Origin of the sequence: Pseudomonas sp. HMSC08G10, assembly GCF_001808425.1 — a bacterium.
In the GTDB taxonomy this organism is placed as follows: Bacteria; Pseudomonadota; Gammaproteobacteria; order Pseudomonadales; family Pseudomonadaceae; genus Aquipseudomonas; species Aquipseudomonas guariconensis.
Genome location: NZ_KV793311.1, coordinates 15,737 through 36,528 on the forward strand (window position 1 = coordinate 15,737; position 20,792 = coordinate 36,528).

The 20,792-nt window shown below is 63.1% G+C and carries 16 protein-coding genes; 3 read left to right on the forward strand and 13 right to left on the reverse strand.

The genetic code is table 11. The annotated features are described in order from the left end of the window. Window positions 1-25: 25 nt before the first annotated feature. The 5 genes from HMPREF3173_RS14480 to HMPREF3173_RS14500 form a co-directional block, all read right to left on the reverse strand. Window positions 26-232, reverse strand: a complete 207-nt coding sequence (locus HMPREF3173_RS14480; protein WP_070574074.1) for a hypothetical protein — start codon at window positions 230-232, stop codon at window positions 26-28. Beyond that, a complete protein-coding gene (locus tag HMPREF3173_RS14485; RefSeq protein WP_043213872.1) occupies window positions 229-699 on the reverse strand; it encodes a hypothetical protein in 471 nt (156 codons plus the stop codon). Before HMPREF3173_RS14485 ends, HMPREF3173_RS14480 begins: the two co-directional genes overlap by 4 nt. A 277-nt stretch (window positions 700-976) precedes the next feature. Further along, window positions 977-1,153, reverse strand: a complete 177-nt coding sequence (locus tag HMPREF3173_RS24620; RefSeq protein ID WP_168166389.1) for a hypothetical protein — start codon at window positions 1,151-1,153, stop codon at window positions 977-979. Window positions 1,154-1,206: 53 nt separating this feature from the next. Continuing rightward, a complete protein-coding gene (locus HMPREF3173_RS14495) occupies window positions 1,207-1,401 on the reverse strand; it encodes a hypothetical protein (protein WP_043213867.1) in 195 nt (64 codons plus the stop codon). A gap of 179 nt (window positions 1,402-1,580) precedes the next feature. Further along, window positions 1,581-1,985 carry a TraR/DksA family transcriptional regulator gene (locus HMPREF3173_RS14500; RefSeq protein WP_043213866.1) on the reverse strand — a complete coding sequence of 135 codons (405 nt, stop codon included), beginning with the start codon at window positions 1,983-1,985 and terminating at the stop codon, window positions 1,581-1,583. A gap of 327 nt (window positions 1,986-2,312) precedes the next feature. Here HMPREF3173_RS14500 and HMPREF3173_RS14505 point away from each other — a divergent pair, with 327 nt between their 5' ends. After that, entirely contained in the window at window positions 2,313-6,857 is a 4,545-nt protein-coding gene (locus HMPREF3173_RS14505; protein ID WP_139146856.1) for a DUF6543 domain-containing protein, read from the forward strand. Window positions 6,858-6,892: 35 nt separating this feature from the next. Here the strand turns inward: HMPREF3173_RS14505 and HMPREF3173_RS14510 are convergent, their stop codons facing one another. From HMPREF3173_RS14510 to HMPREF3173_RS14545, 8 genes are all read right to left on the reverse strand, one after another. Beyond that, on the reverse strand, window positions 6,893-7,666 hold the full coding sequence (locus HMPREF3173_RS14510) for an enoyl-CoA hydratase (protein ID WP_043213863.1): 774 nt from the start codon (window positions 7,664-7,666) through the stop codon (window positions 6,893-6,895). Between the two features lie 13 nt (window positions 7,667-7,679). Beyond that, window positions 7,680-8,807: an acyl-CoA dehydrogenase gene (locus tag HMPREF3173_RS14515; protein WP_070574083.1), complete on the reverse strand. Its 1,128-nt coding sequence runs from the start codon at window positions 8,805-8,807 to the stop codon at window positions 7,680-7,682. A gap of 8 nt (window positions 8,808-8,815) precedes the next feature. Beyond that, entirely contained in the window at window positions 8,816-10,009 is a 1,194-nt protein-coding gene (locus tag HMPREF3173_RS14520; RefSeq protein ID WP_070574086.1) for an acetyl-CoA C-acyltransferase, read from the reverse strand. Between the two features lie 12 nt (window positions 10,010-10,021). Further along, window positions 10,022-10,789, reverse strand: a complete 768-nt coding sequence (locus HMPREF3173_RS14525; RefSeq protein ID WP_070574090.1) for an SDR family NAD(P)-dependent oxidoreductase — start codon at window positions 10,787-10,789, stop codon at window positions 10,022-10,024. Window positions 10,790-10,800: 11 nt separating this feature from the next. Beyond that, a complete protein-coding gene (locus HMPREF3173_RS14530) occupies window positions 10,801-12,447 on the reverse strand; it encodes an acyl-CoA synthetase (protein ID WP_070574093.1) in 1,647 nt (548 codons plus the stop codon). A gap of 121 nt (window positions 12,448-12,568) precedes the next feature. Then, window positions 12,569-17,056, reverse strand: coding sequence for an NEL-type E3 ubiquitin ligase domain-containing protein (locus HMPREF3173_RS14535; protein WP_070574096.1), 4,488 nt, complete (start codon window positions 17,054-17,056; stop codon window positions 12,569-12,571). A gap of 69 nt (window positions 17,057-17,125) precedes the next feature. Next, a complete protein-coding gene (locus HMPREF3173_RS14540) occupies window positions 17,126-18,157 on the reverse strand; it encodes an AraC family transcriptional regulator (protein WP_070574099.1) in 1,032 nt (343 codons plus the stop codon). Window positions 18,158-18,255: 98 nt separating this feature from the next. Then, window positions 18,256-19,119, reverse strand: a complete 864-nt coding sequence (locus HMPREF3173_RS14545) for a LysR substrate-binding domain-containing protein (protein WP_043214119.1) — start codon at window positions 19,117-19,119, stop codon at window positions 18,256-18,258. Between the two features lie 113 nt (window positions 19,120-19,232). Between HMPREF3173_RS14545 and HMPREF3173_RS14550 the strand changes: the two genes are divergently transcribed. Beyond that, window positions 19,233-20,339, forward strand: a complete 1,107-nt coding sequence (locus tag HMPREF3173_RS14550) for a 2-aminoethylphosphonate--pyruvate transaminase (protein WP_043214121.1) — start codon at window positions 19,233-19,235, stop codon at window positions 20,337-20,339. 37 nt (window positions 20,340-20,376) lie between these two features. Then, window positions 20,377-20,792: HAD family hydrolase (locus tag HMPREF3173_RS25030; protein ID WP_256544497.1), on the forward strand; the 416-nt coding region annotated here is incomplete at its 3' end.

Genomic DNA, 20,792 nt, shown 5'->3' on the forward strand with positions numbered 1-20,792 from the left:
CCGCATCAAAACCTTGGGGGTGGCCTCACCCGTGCGACAGGCGTTGCAGCTCCCGGCGCACCATGGCGGCGAATTCAGGCGGGCTGAGTTGGTACAGCTGGCCTGCAACCCAGGCCAGCCAAGCATTGCCCATTGCCTCGCGCTGCGCCAGCAGTCGCTCAGCCTGCTCGACGGCCTGCGCCTGATATTCTCGATGAAATTGCGCCCTGCCCGTGGGTGCTTTGTCGCTCATTCGCTGGCCTTGAACGTGGTCAGCTCGCCCTTTCGCCATTTGGCGACCTTGCCGGTCACTGCCTTGAGCAACTTGCCGAGACCTTCCTGCACTTGTTGCTGCGCTGCGAATACCAGCATCACGCCATGGCCTTCACGAAAGACGATACCTTCACCTTCCGGTACTGAAACGAAGGCATAGTCACCAACGCCATAGACGTTCAGCTTGATTTCCCGAAAGCGCAGCTCCAGCTTACCGCCCTCGCGACTGGGCAATACTGCCGCGCGGAAGTGGTCGCCCACTTTCAATTCAAGGTGCTGCTTGTTGTCGACCACCAGAGCGTCATCGGTATCGATTTCGGCCATGTAAAGGCCGTCGGGGCTCTGCTCGGTGACATAGACGAAACGCCCGTGAAACAGCTTGGCCAACTTGGCCCGCAAATCGCCCAGGGCGAACAACGCGTGGGTATCCAGTGTACTGACTGCCAATGAAGAATTCCTCGAACCGGTTACAGGCGCCCCAACCGAAGCCGGGGCGCGGACATATCAAGTCGATGTCATGAAAGACTAATGAAGCGATGCACGAAACGTCTGTGCAGGCATGCGATGCGGCAGGCAGGAATCGTTACTCTAGCTTGCCAGCCAAGACCCCAAGACGGCTTTTCGGCAGTTTCTTCAATAGGAAACGTAATGTTCTGACAACAAATTTGCAGGAAAAGATGCAATAGATAATGTCAGGCCCTTTGCAGTACAGGCCCGGTATCCATCAGCGCATTACAGGGGAAAGAATATGCACGAAAACACCGAAATCCGTCGAGAGTCCAAGCGCATTTCTTGCCTTAGCAGAAGCGACCCCCGGTTTATCGTCATTCCCGCCGGCATCGATTTCTTTCATATTGCCGAACGCACCACCGGCCGCATCAAGGGTTTTCGGCGTCGCCATCAGGACGCCTGCGACCTGGCACGCTGGCTTGAACAATAACGCCTGGCCACTGCTCAAGCGGCCTTGCCCTTTTCCAGCTGTGCCAACCATGCCGCCTGGCATTCGACTGCCTCTTTGCGACTGCCAAAGGCCGTACCGCGGCGCTCGCCATTGACCAACACCACCCAACAGACACGCCGGCCCATGGCCTGCAGTGTCGCAGGTACACCTGAACCAATCATGACAGCGACATCGACTCGGCTATTCATCATCCCCTCCGGAACTTAATTAGCAACCTAACGATATCGCCATCATACGCCCGCCCGGCAAGCGGAAAAAGCGCGCGCCAGCACAGCTGTATTGCATCTACGGCAACAAATGCGCCCAGCAGACGAAAACGCAAAAGGCCCCATGAATCGCTTCATGGGGCCTCTGCTGGACATGACGATCAGATCTGGCGCTGATGGCGGTCGAGCTGTTCGTGACGTTCCTGGGCTTCGATGCAGTATTTGGTGGTTGGGCTAATCAGCAGACGCTGCAGGCCGATAGGCTCACCGCTGTCGTCGCACCAGCCGAAGCTTTCGTCAGCGATGCGGCCCAGGGCCATTTCCAGCTGCGGCAGCAGGCGCTGGTCACGCTCGATGGCGTTGACCAGCCAGTGGCGCTCTTCTTCCACCGAGGCCACGTCGGCCGGATCCGAAGGCGTGTCCAGGCTTTCGATGGTGGCGCGGCTCAGCTCGATGCGCTCGTGGGTTTCGACTTTCATCGCTTGCAGCAGGCCAGTGAAGAAAGCCAACTGTTCGGCATTCATGTAGTCATCGGCCGACATAGCCAGCAACTGTTCCTTGGTCATCGATTTCTCTATGAAAATATAGGCATTTTGGGCGATTCGGGTGTCGCCAACGACAGTTCGTGGGCAACGAAATTCTTAAAGCGCCAACCGGCTCTGTTTTACAGGGGGCGGCAGTCTAAGGCGGCGGGCCGTGTGGGGCAACACCATTGATCCGTGAATTTACCCGAAATGCCCCTTGTTGCGACCAGCACCACGGCATCAGCTCGTCGGTTTTACGCTACAAAAGGCAAAGCCAGGCGAGGCGCATGCACAACGTGGTAGCGGGCTACCGACCTCGGCGTCACGAAGGCGGCTTTGCTAATGGACCGTTCATATTCGGAGCTGTACATGAGCAACCCTTCCCAACGCCCCGCAAGCCCAAGCCTGGAATGCCAGGTGGCGATCCGCTTCAGCACTCGCCCGAGCCTGTTCGACATCGCCGACCAGGTGCTCGCCGAACAATGGCTGACACGCCGTCTGCCGTCCAGTGCGGACCCTCGTGAGCTGTTTCTGGTCAGTCTCGGCCCGGCGTCGGCGCCACCTTTTATCCGCCCGTTGAGCCATGTGCTCGTCGAGCGTTATTGCCTGCGTCGTACGCTGAATCTGACGCCTCACGAAGATTACGTCACCTCCGTGCCGGAACATGCGCCCCAGAAGGCATTGTCAATGGATCTTGACCCTCTGGCACTCATGATCAATGAATGCGGCCCGTTCATGCTGGAAGCCTATCAGCAAGCGCTGATCAGCTTCTGGAGCGATACCGATGACAAGGGACAGACGCCCTGGCAGTGGTACAGCGATTACCTGCAGCAACAGTTCACCCAGGCCGCTCTGGACAGCAAACGTGACACGACACTGCCTGAGCAGGTCCTGAGTACGGCGCAATGGATGCAGGCGCATCCTGACCCACGCACACACGCCAGCCTGGAGCCCTTCCAGGTTCAGGTCAACAATCTGCGCATGGATTTCATGAACAACTGGCAGCTGGATCCGGAGCTCTCCAGTGCGCTATTGATCGAACACGGTGGCGCCCCAGCCGAGAAGAACACGACATTGCTCTTCACCCCTACCGGGAAATTGACGTCCTTCCCTTCACGCCAAGCGCTGCTGGCCCACGCCGCCAGGCCCTGGCCACCGTTGCCCGGTGTATCCGGGCCAGACGTACACCTGATTGTTCCGACCTTGCCCTATTTTCAAAGCCAGGCACTCGGGGTGCTGTGCCAGCAGTTACATGGATCGCAACTGACCGCCTGGCTGGAGGACGACCTGGTCCGTGCGACCGATCTGTCAACTGCCCTGGACCGCCTGACATCGATGTTCGGCCTGTGCAGCCCGGCCGAGGCCACCCTGCACGAACGCCTGGCGGGCCATTTGCCCGTCTGGCTGAAGGAGGCTTCCCCAAAAAAACTGTTGCGCTACAGCACGCTGCTGACCCAGATCGCCCAAGGCTACCATGACGCTCAGTACACCTCCTGGCTCGATGGCGTGCCCGATGCCCAGACATTCGCCACGCAGCAACTTCTGGCGCGCATTCAGAAGGATCACCCCGAGGCCAACCTGGACCTCTCGACGCTCAGAGTCGTCAATGCCCAAACCACCGTAGCCGCACTGCCGGTCCAGGAAACCATCGTCACGGACAACGCGCCACACACCGAAACCTTCACCTTGCCTCAACTGGCAATCAGCAACCTAGGGCTGCTACGCCCAGGCAAGATCACGGTCCAGGCACTCGACGGCAAGCCGGTGCCGGACTGGTTCGATGAATCCTACCTGCGCACCCTCATCACCAAGGTGGATGTTGCACAGCACTACCCGGCCATGCTGCTTTCCACGCTGCTCGATGATCCAACGCAACGGTTGCGTCGCGAATCGTTGCTCAGACGGCAGTTGCACACACAACTACCCGCCCTTGCCTTAGAACTGAACCTGCGAGGCAAACCAATAAGCTTCGACGTCATCAAGGATATCGGAGACGTATTTGGCGAGGCCCTGCGACGCAGTAGTGCTTGGCAAATGCGCCCACTCGGATTGCTTAGAAGCCTGGATGCCAGCCCCGACCATCCGCTCAACACCTGGCTGATCGAAGCACAAACCGCCACCTCACAGTCCTGTCTGCTCTACCGCCCGCTGCACAGCGAGCCCTTGTTAGCTTTCGAGGACAGACAGGCGCTGCTTGACGCAATTGCCACCCCCGGCCCACTACAAGATGACCTGCTCGAGCGTTTGCCCGAACAGGCCCGCAAGGTCTATGCCCATGGTGGGTTCCTCGAACCGCACCTGTTCCATCCCCTGGAAGATGACTGGGCCGTCCCGTTCGGCGCCCCCGCCCCGGTCACCCTGGCGCAGGAGCCAGCACTGACCGACCCGGCCCACGCCATCTACCACGGGTGCATCGATGAAACCATCAGCCATTTCCAAGCCCATGCCCAGACCAGCGCCCAGGCCCGTTGGGAACGCTGGAAGTCCCTGGGCTGGCTGCTGCTCAATACTGCGCTGCCCTTCGCAGCCGAACCGTTGGCCGCACCGATCTGGACAATCCAGCTGGAAACCGCCTTTCTCGAACTGGTGGGCGAGCACCAATACCAGAGCGCGGGCGAACGCATCGCCTCCCTCGTGGAGTTTCTCGTCAATCTGGCGCTGCTTCTACTCAACCATGCTTTCAAGCGTATCGAGGGGGTGCGTGAAGCCGCTTCGCGAGGTTCTCGAACCGACTCTGCCACAGCCTTGCTGCCAGCCCTGCCCACCTTGACAGTGTCGCCACGTGAGCAAGTCCTCGATTTTTCCTGGGCGAACCCCAAACGCACGCTCGACCCGCTACAGCGAAAGACCCTAGACGGACTCTGCGCGGATATTCCATTGGCCCGGTTGGGCAAGCCCATCCCCAGCGGCCCCTTGAAGGAGCTGTTTCTATATAGAGACAGAAGCTGGGTTGCGATCGACGACAAGGTCTACCAGGTCGAGTTCGACGCCAATCAGCAATGCCCGCGCATCGTCAACAGCAAAGACGAACTCATCAAAGGCCCTTGGCTGCGACGCGATGAGGCCGGTCGCTGGCAACTGGATCTGGGCCTGCGCCTGCGCGCTGGCATGCCCCTGCACCGCCGGGTCGAACAGTTGCGCAACGCCAACCAACAAGAGTTGGCAACGCTGCAGGCTCAGATCCAGCAGGATGTGGCCTACCAGAAAAGCCAACGAGAATACCTCGACAAGGTGGCACGGCTCGCCCATCGCCAGGCACCCGAAAGCATCCTGCGCAACTATCTGGCAAAGCTCGAGGAGTTCACCACGTTCTGGCAAGAACACTTGAAACGCATCCATCAATTCAACGGACTCAAGCCGCTGCACGAATACAAGGTCAAACGCGCCTACGCCCTGTACCAGCAATTGCACTATGCAAAGAAAGTCGATGAAACCCTGACTTGGTTGCACGCGCCCATCCGGGAGCAAATCGATGAAATGATCAAGCGTCATCACAGGGGCTACGAGCTTTCCGAGGCCGACAAACGTAGCCTGGGCCAACGCATCGACACCTTGCTGCCACTGCTGAACAAGTTGCTGGACAACAGCCAGCGCCTGGTCGATGGCATGGAGCAACTTCAGCGCCTTGCCAGCCGTTCGCAACCGAAGATCGTCGAGTATCGCGACGCGGCCGCGATCGATTGGGAGTTGGTCAAGTCGCCACTGGCGTGGCGCTGGTCGCGCATCGAGGCTTGCGTCAATCGCTTGTCGCTGCTCGAAGCACTCGACGACGACAGTGAGTATTGGCTGCAGCGCTGTGGCGAAAGCCTTGATCTGGCGTTCGCCCAGCGCCAGCAACTGCTTACCCTCGGGCAACCTAATGACGATGTGATCAGTCGGTTGGCCGTCAGCATCGACCGCCACTTCAAGACGGCTCGTCGTCAGCTGGGCAACCTCAAGACACACTTGAACCAGGACACAGCCCGACAGACCCTCGCCCGCCTCCAGGAAGACATCGACAGCGCTGCCCAGGAGCTGCAACCCACGCTCGACGAGCACGCGGCAACGCTCCCCCGCAACACCGTCAACCAGCTGCGCAAACAAGTACCCGGCCTGATCGAAACCCAGGAAGGCGATGTGCTACTGGGCAATGTCCGTCCAGATGACGACACTGTCGTCGATATCCCCATTGCCCCGCACAATGCCGGTGCTCGCAGCTACAAACTGGAGAACGATCGGTGGGTGCAGTTGGCGACGAAAACACCTGCCAAACCCACAGCTGTGCGCAAGCTCAAACACGTGCTCAAGGACAGCCAAGCGCGCCTACAGAGCGCACGCAAAGAACTGCAACGCCTGGAAGGCGGCACCTTCAGCCAGTACCTGCCCATTGAGATCGAAGAGCTGCTGCACCACCAGCGCGAACGCCTGCGTACCTTGCGCGAAGCGATCGAACAGCACCTGACGGCCGACAACCAGACAGACGAGGTCAGTGGCAACCGCGATGCCGCGGGGACGATCAAGGAACTGGAAGACCTGGACGCCCAGCTCACCCGCAAAGCGATCGAGCTGCGTACCAACGCGGCGCTGGAGCAAAAACCGCGCATGGCCGAGCTGCGTTTTCTGATTGACCAGGGAGTAGTGACCGTCCGCAGGGAGAACCCGCGCAATCTGCTCGCCCGGGTCAAGGGCAGACCCGCGGACTACCTGGACGACTACGGGGTCTACAAGGGTGAAACATTGCTGTGGGTCGCGCACTTTCACTACCGTACGCTCGAGGCCGACCAGCGCGCCTTCGTCGCTGGCCACCTCAAGCCGGCAGCGCAGCGATACGCCCAAGGCGCGCAGGTCAATCGGCCGGACACGGGCCAGACCGAAGACGTCTACCGCAGCCCAATTTCCCTGGCCGACGCACAGCAGTACTTCTTCAACATCTGAAACGACCGGGGCGCCCTCAGGCGCCCCGACTGTTCTCAACGATCCTTGAATTGCGCCTCGCGCTTGGCGATGAAGGCGGCCATGCCTTCTTTCTGGTCCTCGGTGGCGAACGCTGCATGGAACACCCGGCGCTCGAAGCGCACCCCTTCGCTCAGGGTGACTTCGAAGGCGCGGTTGACGCTTTCCTTGACCATCATGCTCACCGGGATGGATTTGCTGGCGATGGTCGCGGCGACCTTCAGGGCCTCCTCGAGCAATTCAGCCTGCGGCACCACGCGAGCCACCAGGCCAGCGCGCTCGGCCTCTTCGGCGCCCATCAGGCGACCGGTCAGGCACAGTTCCATGGCCTTGGCCTTGCCCACCGCACGGGTCAGGCGCTGGGTACCGCCCATGCCAGGCAGCACGCCGAGGTTGATCTCAGGCTGGCCGAACTTGGCGTTGTCGGCGGCCAGGATGAAGTCGCACATCATCGCCAGCTCACAACCACCGCCCAAGGCAAAGCCGGACACAGCAGCGATGATCGGTTTGCGGCGGTTGGCGATACGGTCGGCGTCGCTGAACAGGTCTTCGACGTAGATCTGCGGATACTTGAGCTCGGCCATTTCCTTGATGTCAGCACCCGCGGCGAAGGCCTTGGCCGAGCCGGTGAGCACCACGCAGCCAATGTTCGGGTCACGCTCGAGCTGGTCCAGAGCCTGGTTGATCTCGCCGACGATCTGCGCGTTCAGGGCATTGAGCGCCTGGGGCCGGTTGAGGGTGATCAGGCCGACCTTGCCATGGATGTCCAACAGGATGGTTTCGAATGCCATGCAGACTGCTCCTTCAAAGATTGCGCGCAATGACCATGCGCTGAATGTCGCTGGTGCCTTCGTAGATCTGGCAGACCCGAACGTCGCGGTAGATCCGCTCCAGCGGGAAGTCGCTCAGATAGCCATAACCGCCGAGCGTCTGCAAGGCATCCGAACAGACCTTTTCAGCCATTTCCGAGGCGAAAAGCTTCGCCATGGAGGCTTCGACCAGCGCCGGACGGCCTGCGTCGCGCAGTGCCGCGGCATGCAGCACCATCTGCCGGGCCACGGCGATGCGCGTGGCCATATCGGCCAGGCGGAAGGCCACGGCCTGATGCTCGATCAGTGGCTTGCCGAAGCTCTGGCGCTCATTGGCGTAGTCGCGCGCCACTTCGAATGCTGCGCGGGCCATACCCACGGCCTGGGAGGCAATGCCGATGCGCCCGCCCTCAAGGTTGGCCAGGGCAATCTTGTAACCCTCGCCCTCTTCGCCCAGGCGATTGGCCACCGGCACATGCACCTCGTCGAACACGATCTGGCACGTGTCGGAAGCGTGCTGACCCAGCTTGTCTTCGACCCGCGCCACTTGGTAACCCGGCGAATCGGTGGGCACGATGAACGCACTGATGCCACGCTTACCGGCCTCAGGGTCGGTCACGGCGAAGACAATCACCACCCCGGCGTTCTGTCCGGAGGTGATGAACTGTTTGCTGCCGTTGAGCACATAGTGGTCGCCGTCGCGGCGTGCGCGGGTTTTCAGGCTGCTGGCGTCGGAGCCGGCCTGGGGTTCGGTCAGGGCGAACGCGCCGAGCATTTGGCCGCTGGCCAGAGGCGTCAGGAACTGCGCTTTTTGCTGCTCGTTGCCAAAGCGTAGGATCGGCACGCAGCCCACCGAGTTGTGCACGCTCATGATGGTCGAACAGGCACCATCGCCCGCGGCGATTTCTTCCAGTGCCATGGCATAGGCCACATACCCGGTGTCGCTTCCGCCCCATTGCTCCGGCACCAGCATGCCGAACAGGCCCAGCTCAGCCATCTCGGCGATGGCCTCGCGAGGGAAGCGGTGCTCCTTGTCCCACTGCTCGGCAAAAGGTTTCAGGCGGTCCTGCGCGAATGCACGGACGGCGTCGGCGATCTGTTGTTGCTCGTCAGTTACCAGCATGGTTCACCTCAATACAGGCACTCGACGGCCATGGCCGTGGCCTCGCCACCGCCGATGCAGATGGCCGCCACGCCGCGGCGCAGATTGTTCTGGCGCAAGGCCGATAGCAAGGTCACCAGGATGCGTGCGCCGGAGGCACCGATCGGATGGCCCAGGGCGCAGGCGCCGCCGTGGATATTGACCTTCTCGTGCGGCAGGTCCAGGTGTTTCATGGCCGCCAAGGTGACCACCGCGAAGGCCTCGTTGATCTCGAACAGGTCCACCTCGGCCAGGTTCCAGCCAGTGCGCTTGATCAATTTGTCGATAGCGCCGATGGGTGCGGTGGGGAACAACGCCGGGGTGTCGGCGAAGGCCGCGTGGCCATGGATCACCGCCAGCGGCTTGAGCCCGCGCTTTTGCGCCTCGGAGCGGCGCATCAACACCAGCGCGGCAGCGCCATCGGAAATCGAGCTGGAGTTGGCGGCCGTCACGGTGCCGCCGTCGCGGAAGGCCGGGCGCAGTTGCGGGATCTTGTCCAGGCGAGCCTTCGGTGGCTGCTCGTCGTCACTGACCAGGCGCTTCTCTTTGCCCTCGGTGACCTCCACCGGCACGATCTCGGCGGCGAAGCGGCCGTTCTTGATAGCGTCCTGAGCGCGGGTCAACGAGGCGATGGCGAACTGGTCCTGAGCCTCGCGGCTGAACCCATTGGCCTGGGCGCAATCCTCGGCGAAGGTGCCCATCAGACGGCCCTTGTCGTAGGCGTCTTCCAGACCGTCCATGAACATGTGGTCGATGATCTTGCCATGGCCCATGCGGTAGCCGCCGCGGGCTTTGTCCAGCAGGTATGGCGCATTGGTCATGCTTTCCATGCCGCCGGCCACCACCACATCGGCGCTGCCGGCCAGCAGCAGGTCATGGGCCATGATCGCCGCCTGCATGCCCGAGCCGCACATCTTGTTCAGGGTGGTACAGGTGGTGTGCTTGTTCAGCCCCGCGCCAAGCGCAGCCTGGCGTGCCGGTGCCTGGCCGAGACCTGCCGGCAGGACACAACCGAACAGCACCTGCTCGACGCTGTCGCCCTGGATACCGGCACGCTCGACTGCGGCACGGATGGCCGCAGCGCCCAGCTGCGGCGCGGTCAGGCTCTTGAGGTCGCCCTGCAGGCCGCCCATGGGCGTGCGCACGGCGCTGACGATGACGATCGGGTCGTTGGTGAGTGTCATGTGCGGATCTCCTTACTTGGCAGCCATGCGCAAGGCTCCGTCGAGGCGGATCACCTCGCCGTTGAGCATGCTGTTCTCGATGATATGGCGGGCCAGGGCTGCGTATTCCTGCGGGCGCCCAAGGCGCGGCGGGAACGGCACGCCAGCGGCCAGGGAGTCGCGGACCTCCTGGGTCATGCCGGCCATCATGGGCGTCTCGAAGATGCCTGGGGCAATGGTCATCACGCGGATACCGAAACGCGCCAGCTCACGGGCCGCCGGCAAGGTCAGGCTGGCGATGGCGCCTTTGGAAGCGGCATAGGCGGCCTGGCCGATCTGCCCATCGTAGGCGGCGATCGAGGCGGTATTGATGATCACCCCGCGCTCGCCGCCTTCGTCCGCCGTCCCTTCGGCCATGGCCGCCGCCGCCAGGCGCAGCAGGTTGAAACTGCCGATCAGGTTGACGTTGATCACCTTGGCGAAGCTGGCCAGGCCATGGGGGCCATGTTTGCCGAAGACCTTCTCGGCGCCGACGATGCCGGCGCAATTGACCAGCCCGTGCAGGCTGCCGAAGGCGCTGACCGCAGCATCGACGGCCGCTTTGGCCGCCTGCTCGTCGCTGATGTCGGCGACGGCGAAGCGGGCCTGTTCGCCCAGCTCACGGGCCTTGGCCTCGACCGCTTCGGCATTGAGGTCGACCAGCATGACCTTGGCACCGGCGGCGACCAGCATCTGCGCGGTGGCAGCACCGAGCCCGGAGGCTGCGCCACTGACGATGAAATGCTTGTTGGCTATCTGCATGATGTACTTCCTCAGGCGCTGGCGTGGGAAGCCTGCGCGGCTTGTTGTAGGGCAATTTCCTGATTACGCAGGATGAAGCGTTGCAGCTTGCCGCTCGGCGTCTTGGGCAGCTCGCTGACGAATTCAATTTCCCTCGGGTAGGCATGGGCGTACAGACGCTGACGCACATGCTGGCGCAGGGTTTCCTCCAGTTCGGCACTGCCTTCGAACCCCTTGGCCAGCACCACGAATGCCTTGATCAGTTCGGTACGTTCCGGGTCGGGTTTGCCGATCACCGCTGCTTCGATCACCGCCGGGTGTTCGATCAGCGCGCTCTCCACGTCGAACGGCCCGACCCGGTAGCCGGAGGTGGTGATCACATCGTCGCTGCGACCGACAAAGCTGATGCTGCCATCGGCATTGAGCTCGACGGTGTCACCGCTCAGGTAGTACTTGCCGACGAAGGCCTTGGTCGGCAACCCGTGGTAGCCCTCGAACCAGCATAGCGGCGACTGTTCGCGATCGACGGCGAGGATGCCGGGCTGCCCGGCCGGCAACTCGTTGCCCTGCTCGTCCAGCACCACGATGCGGTGGCCGGGGATGGCGAAGCCGGCCGAGCCTGGGTGAACGGTATGCTTGAGCGCGTGGTGGTTGCACAGCACCATACCCAGCTCGGTCTGGCCGTAATGGTCGTGGATGGTCACGCCCAGTTCGTCGGCGAACCAGCGAATGACCTCCGGGTTCAGCGGCTCGCCGGCACTGCTGACCACCCGCAGGCGACCTTTGATCGGTGCCGAGAAATCGCTGCCGGCGGCTATCAGCAGCCGATAAGCAGTCGGTGAGCCGGCCAGGTTGGTGATGCCGTGCTTGTCGATCATCCGTGCGCAGCTCTCGACGCTGAACGGGCCGTCGTAAAAGGTGGTGGCGTGCCCCAAGGCCAACGGGCCGGTGACGGCGTAGTAGAGGCCATAGGCCCAGCCCGGGTCGGCAAGGTTCCAGAAGTTGTCGTCCGGGCGCAAATCGATGGCATCGCGCATGTAGCCTTGGAAGGCGACGATGGCCCGCAACGGCACCTCCAGTGGCTTGGCCGGCCCGGTGGTGCCGGAGGTGAACATCAGCAGGAAGGGGTCGTCCCCAGTACGCCACACAGGCTCGCATTCGTTGAGGGCAGCGTTGAGCTCGGTATGAAAATCCAGCTCACCGGCCGCCGCGCCCACCGTGATGATCGTCGGGCAATCCGCGACATCGTTGAGCTTGGGCCGGTTGTTGCGCTCGGTGACCACCACACGGGCGTGGGACTGCTCCAGGCGATGCTCGATCGCCTTGGGACCGAAGGCGGTGAATAGCGGCTGGTAGACCGCCCCCAGACGCCAGGTGGCGAGAATGGTCACCAACAACTCAGGGGTGCGTGGCATCAGGCCGGCGACCCGGTCACCGGCGCCGACGCCTTGAGCTTTCAAGACATTGGCAAAGCGCTTGGCCAGGGCCTGCAGTTGGTCGAAGCTGTAGATCGCGCCATTACCGTCGCGATCCTCCCAGATCAACGCAGGCCGATTGCTGCCCACATGGCGGTCGCAGCACTCGACACAGGCATTCAGGGCCTGCAGGTTGCCCTGCAACGCAGCCTGGACAGCCTGGGTGTAATCGAACGAACGGGCGGCTTCGGCGTAGTCACGCATCGTCAGACTCCTGGTTATTGTTGTTGGAGTGGACCCTTTGTCTGACGATGTTCGCGCCGGTCACCCAGGCCGGCAATGGCCAAAGCTGTCAATCTGGATGACCGGTTTGGCCGTTGTCATCTCACGCCGGATCGAGGGCCTGCGACTCGAGGATTTCGCAGGTCAGCAGCTCGACCCTCTTCTGCACCGCCGCCTCTCGCGCCTTCTGCAAACGCGCCCATCGCTCGGTGTACTCCTGGCTGGAGAGCCCTGCGCGGGCGTCGTCCAGTTCCGAGCCTTGCGCCTCGAAAGTCGCGTCAATATCGGCAAAGGCCGCCGGATGGCGGGCTTGCACGTAGTCGCGCCAGAACTGCCTCCCCCCCAGGTTCTCGGCCAGCGCTTGATTGGTTTGCGCAGCCTGCACGGTGCGCAAGGCCTCTTGCAACTGTGCTTCGCTGACGTTGGCCAGGTTCGTGAAGCGCATCGTGCGCGGCTGGAAAGGCAAGTCCAGTGTCTGTGCCAGGCGCACCCGGTAGAACAGATTGATCTCGACGGCATCGACGGCCCGCCCGGCAGCCACCCGCTGGGCAATATCCCGGGAGGCGAAACGCTGCACCTGATCCAGGCGGAACAACCTGCGGCCCAGCTTCAACAGGGCTTCGCCTGCTTCTTTAATGCCCGTTCGGTTTTCCACCTCGACCACCTGCCGGTGCACCAGCAGGTCACTGAACTGACGGGCAACGCTGTCACTGCAGGTACGCGGCTGATTGGCCCACGCATACAGACTGTCGCGCAGGGTCGGGTTGTCGGCCAGGAACCCAATGAGTTCCCAGACTTGCTCGGCCAGGTCCGCTGGCGTGCGTTGGTAGTCCGATGTGCGTCGCAGTTCGCCCAATAGTTCGAACAGGCCGTTGCTTTCGGGTGTCGCGGCAAGGCTGTCCCATTGCGCCTGACGAGCCTCGCGCAGATCGGCCTGGCCATCTTGCAGCCACCGGTCACGGGTTGTGATTGCTTCCACAGCCTCGATGTCCAGCGGGTCATGGGGCAAATGATCGATATCCAGCGTAACTAGGCGAGCCAATTCCCAGGCCGGCAGCGGGTTGCCCTCGATGATGAACGCCATCCGATGCGCCAAAGGCATGTGCAGCGTCTCGGTCGGAACACTGGCGATCAGGTTGTCACGCAGATCCACGTATGTGAGCCGTTCGCACAACTCGAGGCCCGACGGCCAGGCAGCCAGGCTGCAGCGGCGCAGGCGTAGCTGATCCAGCCTTGGGAGATGGTTCCAGCGCATCTCCTGCGCCCCCAGTGGATTGAAGCTCAGGTCCAGCACCTGAAGCTCGGGCAATGTCGTGAGAATAGCGATGCCGGCGGCATCGAGCCGAATGCCGTTGCGCGCCAGCTGCAAGCTGCGCAGTTCGGACAGATACCCCAAGCCTTGGGGCACACGGCGCAGGCGGTTGTCCGCCAGGTTCAATCGCCGTACGGAACCGAAGCAGCGCAGGAACGGCGTAGGCACCTGCTCAAGATCCATGCTCGACAGTGACAGTTCCGTTACGTGCGCGAACTCGACTTCCGTGGGTATCTCAGGCAGGACCTGCGACGCGTAACCGCTCAGGTCCAAGCGCATGCCTTGTGGCTGCCCGTCTTCCCCGGTCACCGACTCCCCCTGCAGCCGCCAGCACTGGCGCAGCCGCTGCCCCAGATGCTGGCGCAAGGTGCGCCGGGATGCGCTTGCTTCGGACGATACCCATCGATTGAGCGCCTCGTCGAGCTGGGCATATTGGCTCTCCTGGACCAGCAACACTTCGAACGGCGAACCCGGTAAGCTGAGCAATTGCGCGAGAAATGCTTCCACCCGCTCGTCATCGAACTGCGGGTACAGGCTGCGAATTCGTATCCGCAAGGTGTCCGCCGCACGCTGACGCACCGCGCCACGGCCACTGAGTGGATAGCCGAGCCGGCCATCGGTCAGGCGCCGGGGCAGATTGAGAGACGCTGCATGCTCCGGCCAGCTGAGCAGTTGCAACAGTGCCTTGCGCGTCGTCGGCAGTCGACCTTGAACCAGCAAACGCAACGCCTGTGGCACATCGCCGGCTGCCAAGCCCAACCGAGTGGCCTGCTCGGGCGTCAGCGCGGCGCTGACTGCCTCGAAGATCCCGCCCGGCTCGGCGACGTCTGTTTCCAGCTCACGCCCATGGTAGTCATAGAGACGGAACCGGCCTTCCTTGCGCACCAGCAACGTTCGGGCCTCGTCACGCCTGGCCGTGGGCGCGATCACCGCCAGACGCGGGCCGGTGTCCGAACCTTCACGCAGCTCCAGGTTCACCTCTTGCGGCCAGTTGGGCACACGCGACAGCACGGCCAACACCAGTTCACCACACAGGTTGCTGTCGGCATGGGACAGGTAGATCCCTTCCAAGGCGCGCGCCAATCGAGCGTGCTGACTGAGCACGCGCGCCCTGCGCGCGAGCGCCAGAGGTATTCGGGACTCGGCCAACGCCAGGCTACGCTGCGCCGTGGACACATCGCTGATCGCGTCCTGAGCATAGGCCTCCGGTAATCCGGGAAAATCCCGCTTCAGCAGGGTGCGCAACGCATCATCGGCCAGGGTCTCCTGGCTCAGGTGCTGGAGCAGTTGCTCGCGTAGCAGCGCCTGGTCATCCAGCAGCTTTTCACGTCGGGCCGTCGGGCTCAGCGTCTGCAGTTCAGGTCGGGCATCGCACCATGCCTGGATCTGCGCCTCGCCCTCGGTGCCGGCGACCAGGTGATCGAAGAACGCCTCGATTCGTCCATGGGCCTCGAAACGCCGCAAGGTGCTGCGCAGTTGCACTGGCAATGGGCGGTTCTCCACCAGTAACGCGCGCAACTGGGTTTGGTCCATCACCGCGATGCGCAGAATCTGCTCGGCGTGCTCGGCGTCCAGGGGCTCGGGCATCGGCCACAAGGTATCGAGCATTTGGGCGCTGTCGCTCCACTCCAGCGGGTTGTCCTGGCGCAGACGCCAGCAGCGCTCGCCATTGGTCTCGACGATTGGACCAAACGCGTCCTGGCGCTCAGGATGACGCAGACGCCAGGGGCCGTCCGATACCGGCCGATGCACTTCGTAGTAGCGTTGCCCGCGGCGCAGCCAGCGCCGCTCGCCCGTGCCACAGAGCCCATCCGGCGCAGGCTGGGGGTCGGCCGGCGAACTCGCATAGACACTCAAGTCGTTGTTCCAGAGCCGAGCCGTGCTGCCATCGATCGTCACCGGTTCCAGCGCATCGACGAACGCGCTGCGCTCAAACCCACTGGCCACGGCCTGGGCGCCGGTGGCCACCACACCGGCCACCGCCAGGTTCTCTGCAACACCCAGCATATGATCAAGCGCCTCGTGCTGATGGCCGCGCTGCCAGTCCACTGCCCCCTCGAACACATGAGCCAATGTCTGCACGACGAACTGCCCCAGCAGCACGGCCCCGACTGTTGGCACGAACAACCCGGCCAGATTGGCCAAGCCAAGCCCCGCGTCCTTCCACGCCTGCAGCCTGGACTTGCTGGCCTGGTGGTCCACTTCGGCGGTCGGTACCAACAGCAGGCGGGCATCGGCTTTCAGGCGCTCCACCTGGCGCTGCACAAGGCCATCGAACACATCGCCAGTCACCGGTTCGCCTTCGATCTGCAGATCAGGCTGGGCATCGGCCAGGCGCAGTTTGAGCAGTGCCAGCCATTCTGGCCGCTGGCCGAGCGCGATTCGCTGGCTGAACGATTGTTGATACTCCGGCCGCTTGAGTGACTCCACCAGGGCCTGGTTCAAGGCCGAGCGGGAAGAAAAATGACGCACGGCATGCTCCGGATCCCCTCCCAGGTAGAGCACCTGCCCCACATCCTGACCTTCACTGTCGCGCAGTTGCACCAGCAACCCATCCACCAAAGGCTGCCCGAGTACCGTCAGCAAGCCGGGATAGGCAAGTGTCTGCTCGCCCTGCTCGCTGCCAGCATCCACCACCCGCTCCAAGGCCGCCTGCGCGCCGCTGTCCAGCCGTCCTTCCAGCCCAGCGACAGCGGCCGCAAGCTTCAGACCTGCGCGCTTTTCGCCAGCCAGGGCGGTGCAAGTGGACGGGTCGAATACCTTGTTCAGCAAAGCCTGATAGCCAGCACCGGCGTCCAGCGCGCGGCATTGCCGGACCAGCTCGGTCAGGTTCGGTGTCAGCACGGTGTCTTTGCCCTCGGCCACCAAACCACTGCCGTCGAAGAACCGGGCGCCCTCGGTGAAGTTCTGCATCAGTCTCAGCAGACCGGGATGACGACGCTCATCGGGCGTGTAGTCCAGCCAACCGGTGCTCAATGGAACCTGCAGACTGGGCAGGATCTCGCGCCATTGCAGCTTATCGGGGGCCGGCGTGGTGGGCAGCAGCGGGCGCAGTTTTTCCTCCGCATACGCCTTGAGCCCGACCAGGGCTTCGGTCGCCTTGCTCACCTTGGCCTGGCTGGCCTTCAGTGCCTTGTAATGCGTCCGAAGCGCGCTGATCTGCCCAGGCGTGCCCTGCTCCAGCCAAGCAGGCAATCGCTTGATGATGAAGTCATCGGTAGCCGTGGCCAGCTTGGCTTTTTTTGCCGCATCCAGGGGTAGGTTGTCGCGCTTTGTCATGGTGAACCCTTCGTGTCGAAAGGCGCCACCTTGGCGACAGGCCGTCTCGCGCGGCAGACGGAAATCCGCCTAGGGCAGTGCCTTGGCCGGGCCGGACGTTCCGCTCAGCTCGCGGTAGTGCCCTGGGTTGCACCCAAACCATTTACGAAACGCCTTGTAGAAGGAGCTGCTGTCAGCGAACCCCAGACGTTCGGCGATAGTGCCCAGCCCTACCTCACAATCGGCCAGCCATTGGATCGCCAATTGGCGCCTTACGCTGTCCTTGAGGCCCTGGTAGGTTTGGCCTTCTTCGGCCAGACGACGGCGCAGCGTCGATGCAGACAGGCACAGCTGGCGTGCCAGCGTTTCGGCATCCGGCCAGGAGGCCGGGTCCAAGACCAGCAGGTCGTGGCGAATGCGCCGTGCCAGGCTGGCCGGATCGCGGTACTTGACGAGGATGTTGCCCGGCGCCTCGGCCAGAAAACGCTGCAGTTCCTCTGCTGTGCGCTTGAGCGGTACATCCAGGCAGTCGGCGGCGATGATCATGCGCGTGCGGGGTCGGTCGAACTGCAGGTTTTCCGAGAACATCACCCGATAATCGTCGCAAAACGGCGGCTCGGCACAGCGCAAATCGATGGCCAGGATCGGGATGCGTCGCCCGGCCAGCCAGCAGGCCACGCCGTGTACGATCATCCAGAAGGTGAAGTAGGTAAAGGCGCGGCGCGGTGTCTCCCGCGGCTCATTGATGACGATTTCGGCCAGGCTCTGCTGGCGCACCAGGCTCGGCTGCAGGTCCTCGAGCATCAACGACAGAAACGCCAGGGCAGTTTCCAGCCCTGCACCGAGGGTGGGTTGGGCCATGCTGGCCCGGCACAGGAACGCCAGGCTGCCGCTGCGCAGGCCGCGCGGGTCCATGGCGAAGAATTCGTCATTGCAACGGCGCGCCAGCAGGCGCCAGAGCCGGGCGTAGGCTTCGGCACTGACCCGTGCCTGGGGCAGGTCGAGCTCGCTGGCGTCGATGCCAGCACGGGCCAGCAAGGGCGCGTCGGCCTGCCCGGCCGGGCAGGTCTGCAACAGCGCCTCGCGCACCAGTTGCATGGAAATGGTGTCTTTCTCGCTCATTGGCCATCCAGCGCCTGTGTTGTTTCAGCCGGCCATCTTAGGCCCGTGGGGGAAAAACGCCAGCGCCGGGCAACGGGGCTTGCTGCGTGGCGCTTGCTTCAAAGGCTTGCGGCCAATCCCAGGAACGCCTGGATCAGCCGCAATTCCCGGCGCCGCTCCAGGCAGCCGATCATGTGCCGATTGACCAAGCCTTCCCCGGCCAGTGGCCTGGCCACCACCCGAGGGTCGTGGGCTACCTCCATCGACGAGACGATGCCAAAGCCCAACTCGGCCGCCACCGCCTCGGTGACCGCCTCGCGGCTGTCCAGCTCCAGCAACACCCGAGGCTGCACCTTGGCCGCGGTGCAGGCCTGGTCGAAGGTGCGCCGGGTCATGGAGCTGGGTTCGCGCAGCACCATGATCTGACGGTCCAGGTCAGCCAGAGGCAACTCGCCCTCGCCTGCAGCCCAAGGATGGCTGGCCGGCAACAACACGCACAGCCGCGAGTCCCCCAGGCTTTGCAAGTACAGGCCCTTGCGCGGCTCGACCTCGGTGAGCACGGCCACGTCGGCGTGCTCGGACAACAGCGCCGCCAAGGTCTCCTGGGCGTTGCCCAGGCGCAGGTTGACGGTGATGCCCGGATAGCGCGCCCGCAGCATGCCAAGCATCGGCATCACCCGGTGCGGGCCATCGGCCGCGACCTCCAGGCGCCCAGTGAGCAATTGCCGATTGGCCTCGAGCATCGCCTGGGCCTCTTCGGCCAGGCTGAACATCGCCCGGGTGATGGCCGCCAGGCGCGTGCCCTCCTCGGTCAATTCCACCCGTCGCGCGGTCCGGCGCAACAACGTGATTTGGTAATGCTCCTCCAGCGCCTTGACGTGTCCGGTCACCGCCGGCTGGCTGATGAACAGGCGCGCCGCGGCGCGGGTGAAGCTGCCTTCGCGGGCCACCGCATCGAAGGCACGCAGTTGGAACAGATTCATGGCTATCGGCCTTACTTATGGCTGGCATAACGACAAACAATTTGATTGATAACTCGGCAAATTGCAATTTAGGCCCCGTAAGTTTCAGCCCACCGCTTGTGAGGAATACCGGAATGAGCAACGCCCCGATCCTGCTGACCCCTGGCCCATTGACCACCTCGTCCCGCACCCGCCAAGCCATGCTGGTGGACTGGGGCTCCTGGGACCGCGACTTCAACCAGCTGACCGCCAGCCTGTGCGAGCAACTGCTGGCCATCGTCAACGGCGCGGCCACCCACCACTGCGTCCCTCTGCAGGGCAGCGGCACCTTCGCCGTGGAAGCCGCCATCGGCACCCTGGTGCCACGCGACGGCAAAGTGCTGGTGCTGATCAACGGTGCCTACGGCCAGCGCCTGGCCAAGATCTGCAAGGTCCTGGGCCGTGCCTACAGCACCTTCGAGACCGCCGAGGACCAACCGACCACCGCCGCCGATGTCGACCGCCTGCTGGCCGCCGACCCTGCCGTCACCCACGTGGCGCTGATCCACTGCGAAACCAGCACCGGCATCCTCAACCCGCTGCCCGAGATCGCCCAGGTGGTCAAACGCCACGGCAAGCGCCTGATCATCGACGCCATGAGTTCCTTCGGCGCCCTGCCGATCGATGCCGCACATGTACCTTTCGAGGCCCTTATCGCCGCCTCCGGCAAGTGCCTTGAAGGCGTACCGGGGATGGGCTTCGTCTTCGCCGAGAAAAACGCCCTGGCCGCCTCCGAAGGCAACTGCCACTCCCTGGCCATGGACCTGCAAGACCAGCAGGCGTACATGGCCAAGACCGGCCAATGGCGCTTCACCCCGCCCACTCACGTCGTGGCGGCGTTGCATGAAGCCCTGGTGCAATACAACGAGGAAGGCGGCCTGCCCGCTCGTCACCAACGCTACGCCGACAACTGCAAGACCCTGCTCGAGGGCATGGCCAAGCTCGGCCTGCGCAGCTTCCTGCCTGCCGAGATCCAGGCGCCGATCATCGTCACCTTCCATGCTCCGCGAGACGCTCGCTACCAGTTCAAGGACTTCTACGAGCGCGTCAAGGCCAAGGGTTTCATCCTCTATCCGGGCAAGCTGACCCAGGTGGAAACTTTCCGCGTCGGCTGCATCGGCGTGGTGGGTGCCGAGGGCATGCAAGCTGCCGTCGATGCCGTAGCCCAGGTGCTGCGGGAAATGGAAGTGCTGGACATCTAATTCAACGACCGACCCTTTTCTTCAGGAACCCGCGCACATGAACTACAGCAACCCAACCCAGCTGCAAGCCGCCATCCTCGACTGGGCCGGTACCGTGGTCGACTTCGGCTCCTTCGCCCCGACCCAGATCTTCGTCGAAGCCTTTGCCGAATTCGATGTCCAGGTATCCATCGAAGAAGCCCGTGGCCCGATGGGCATGGGCAAGTGGGATCACATCCGTACCCTGTGCGATGTGCCCGAGATTGCCGAGCGCTACCGCAAAGTGTTCGGCCGTACGCCGACCGATGACGATGTCACCGCCATCTACGAACGCTTCATGCCCCTGCAGATCGAGAAGATCGCCGTGCACTCGGCGCTGATCCCAGGCGCCCTGGACACCCTGACAGGCCTGCGCAAGGACGGCCTGAAGATCGGCTCCTGCTCCGGCTACCCGAAAGTGGTGATGGACAAGGT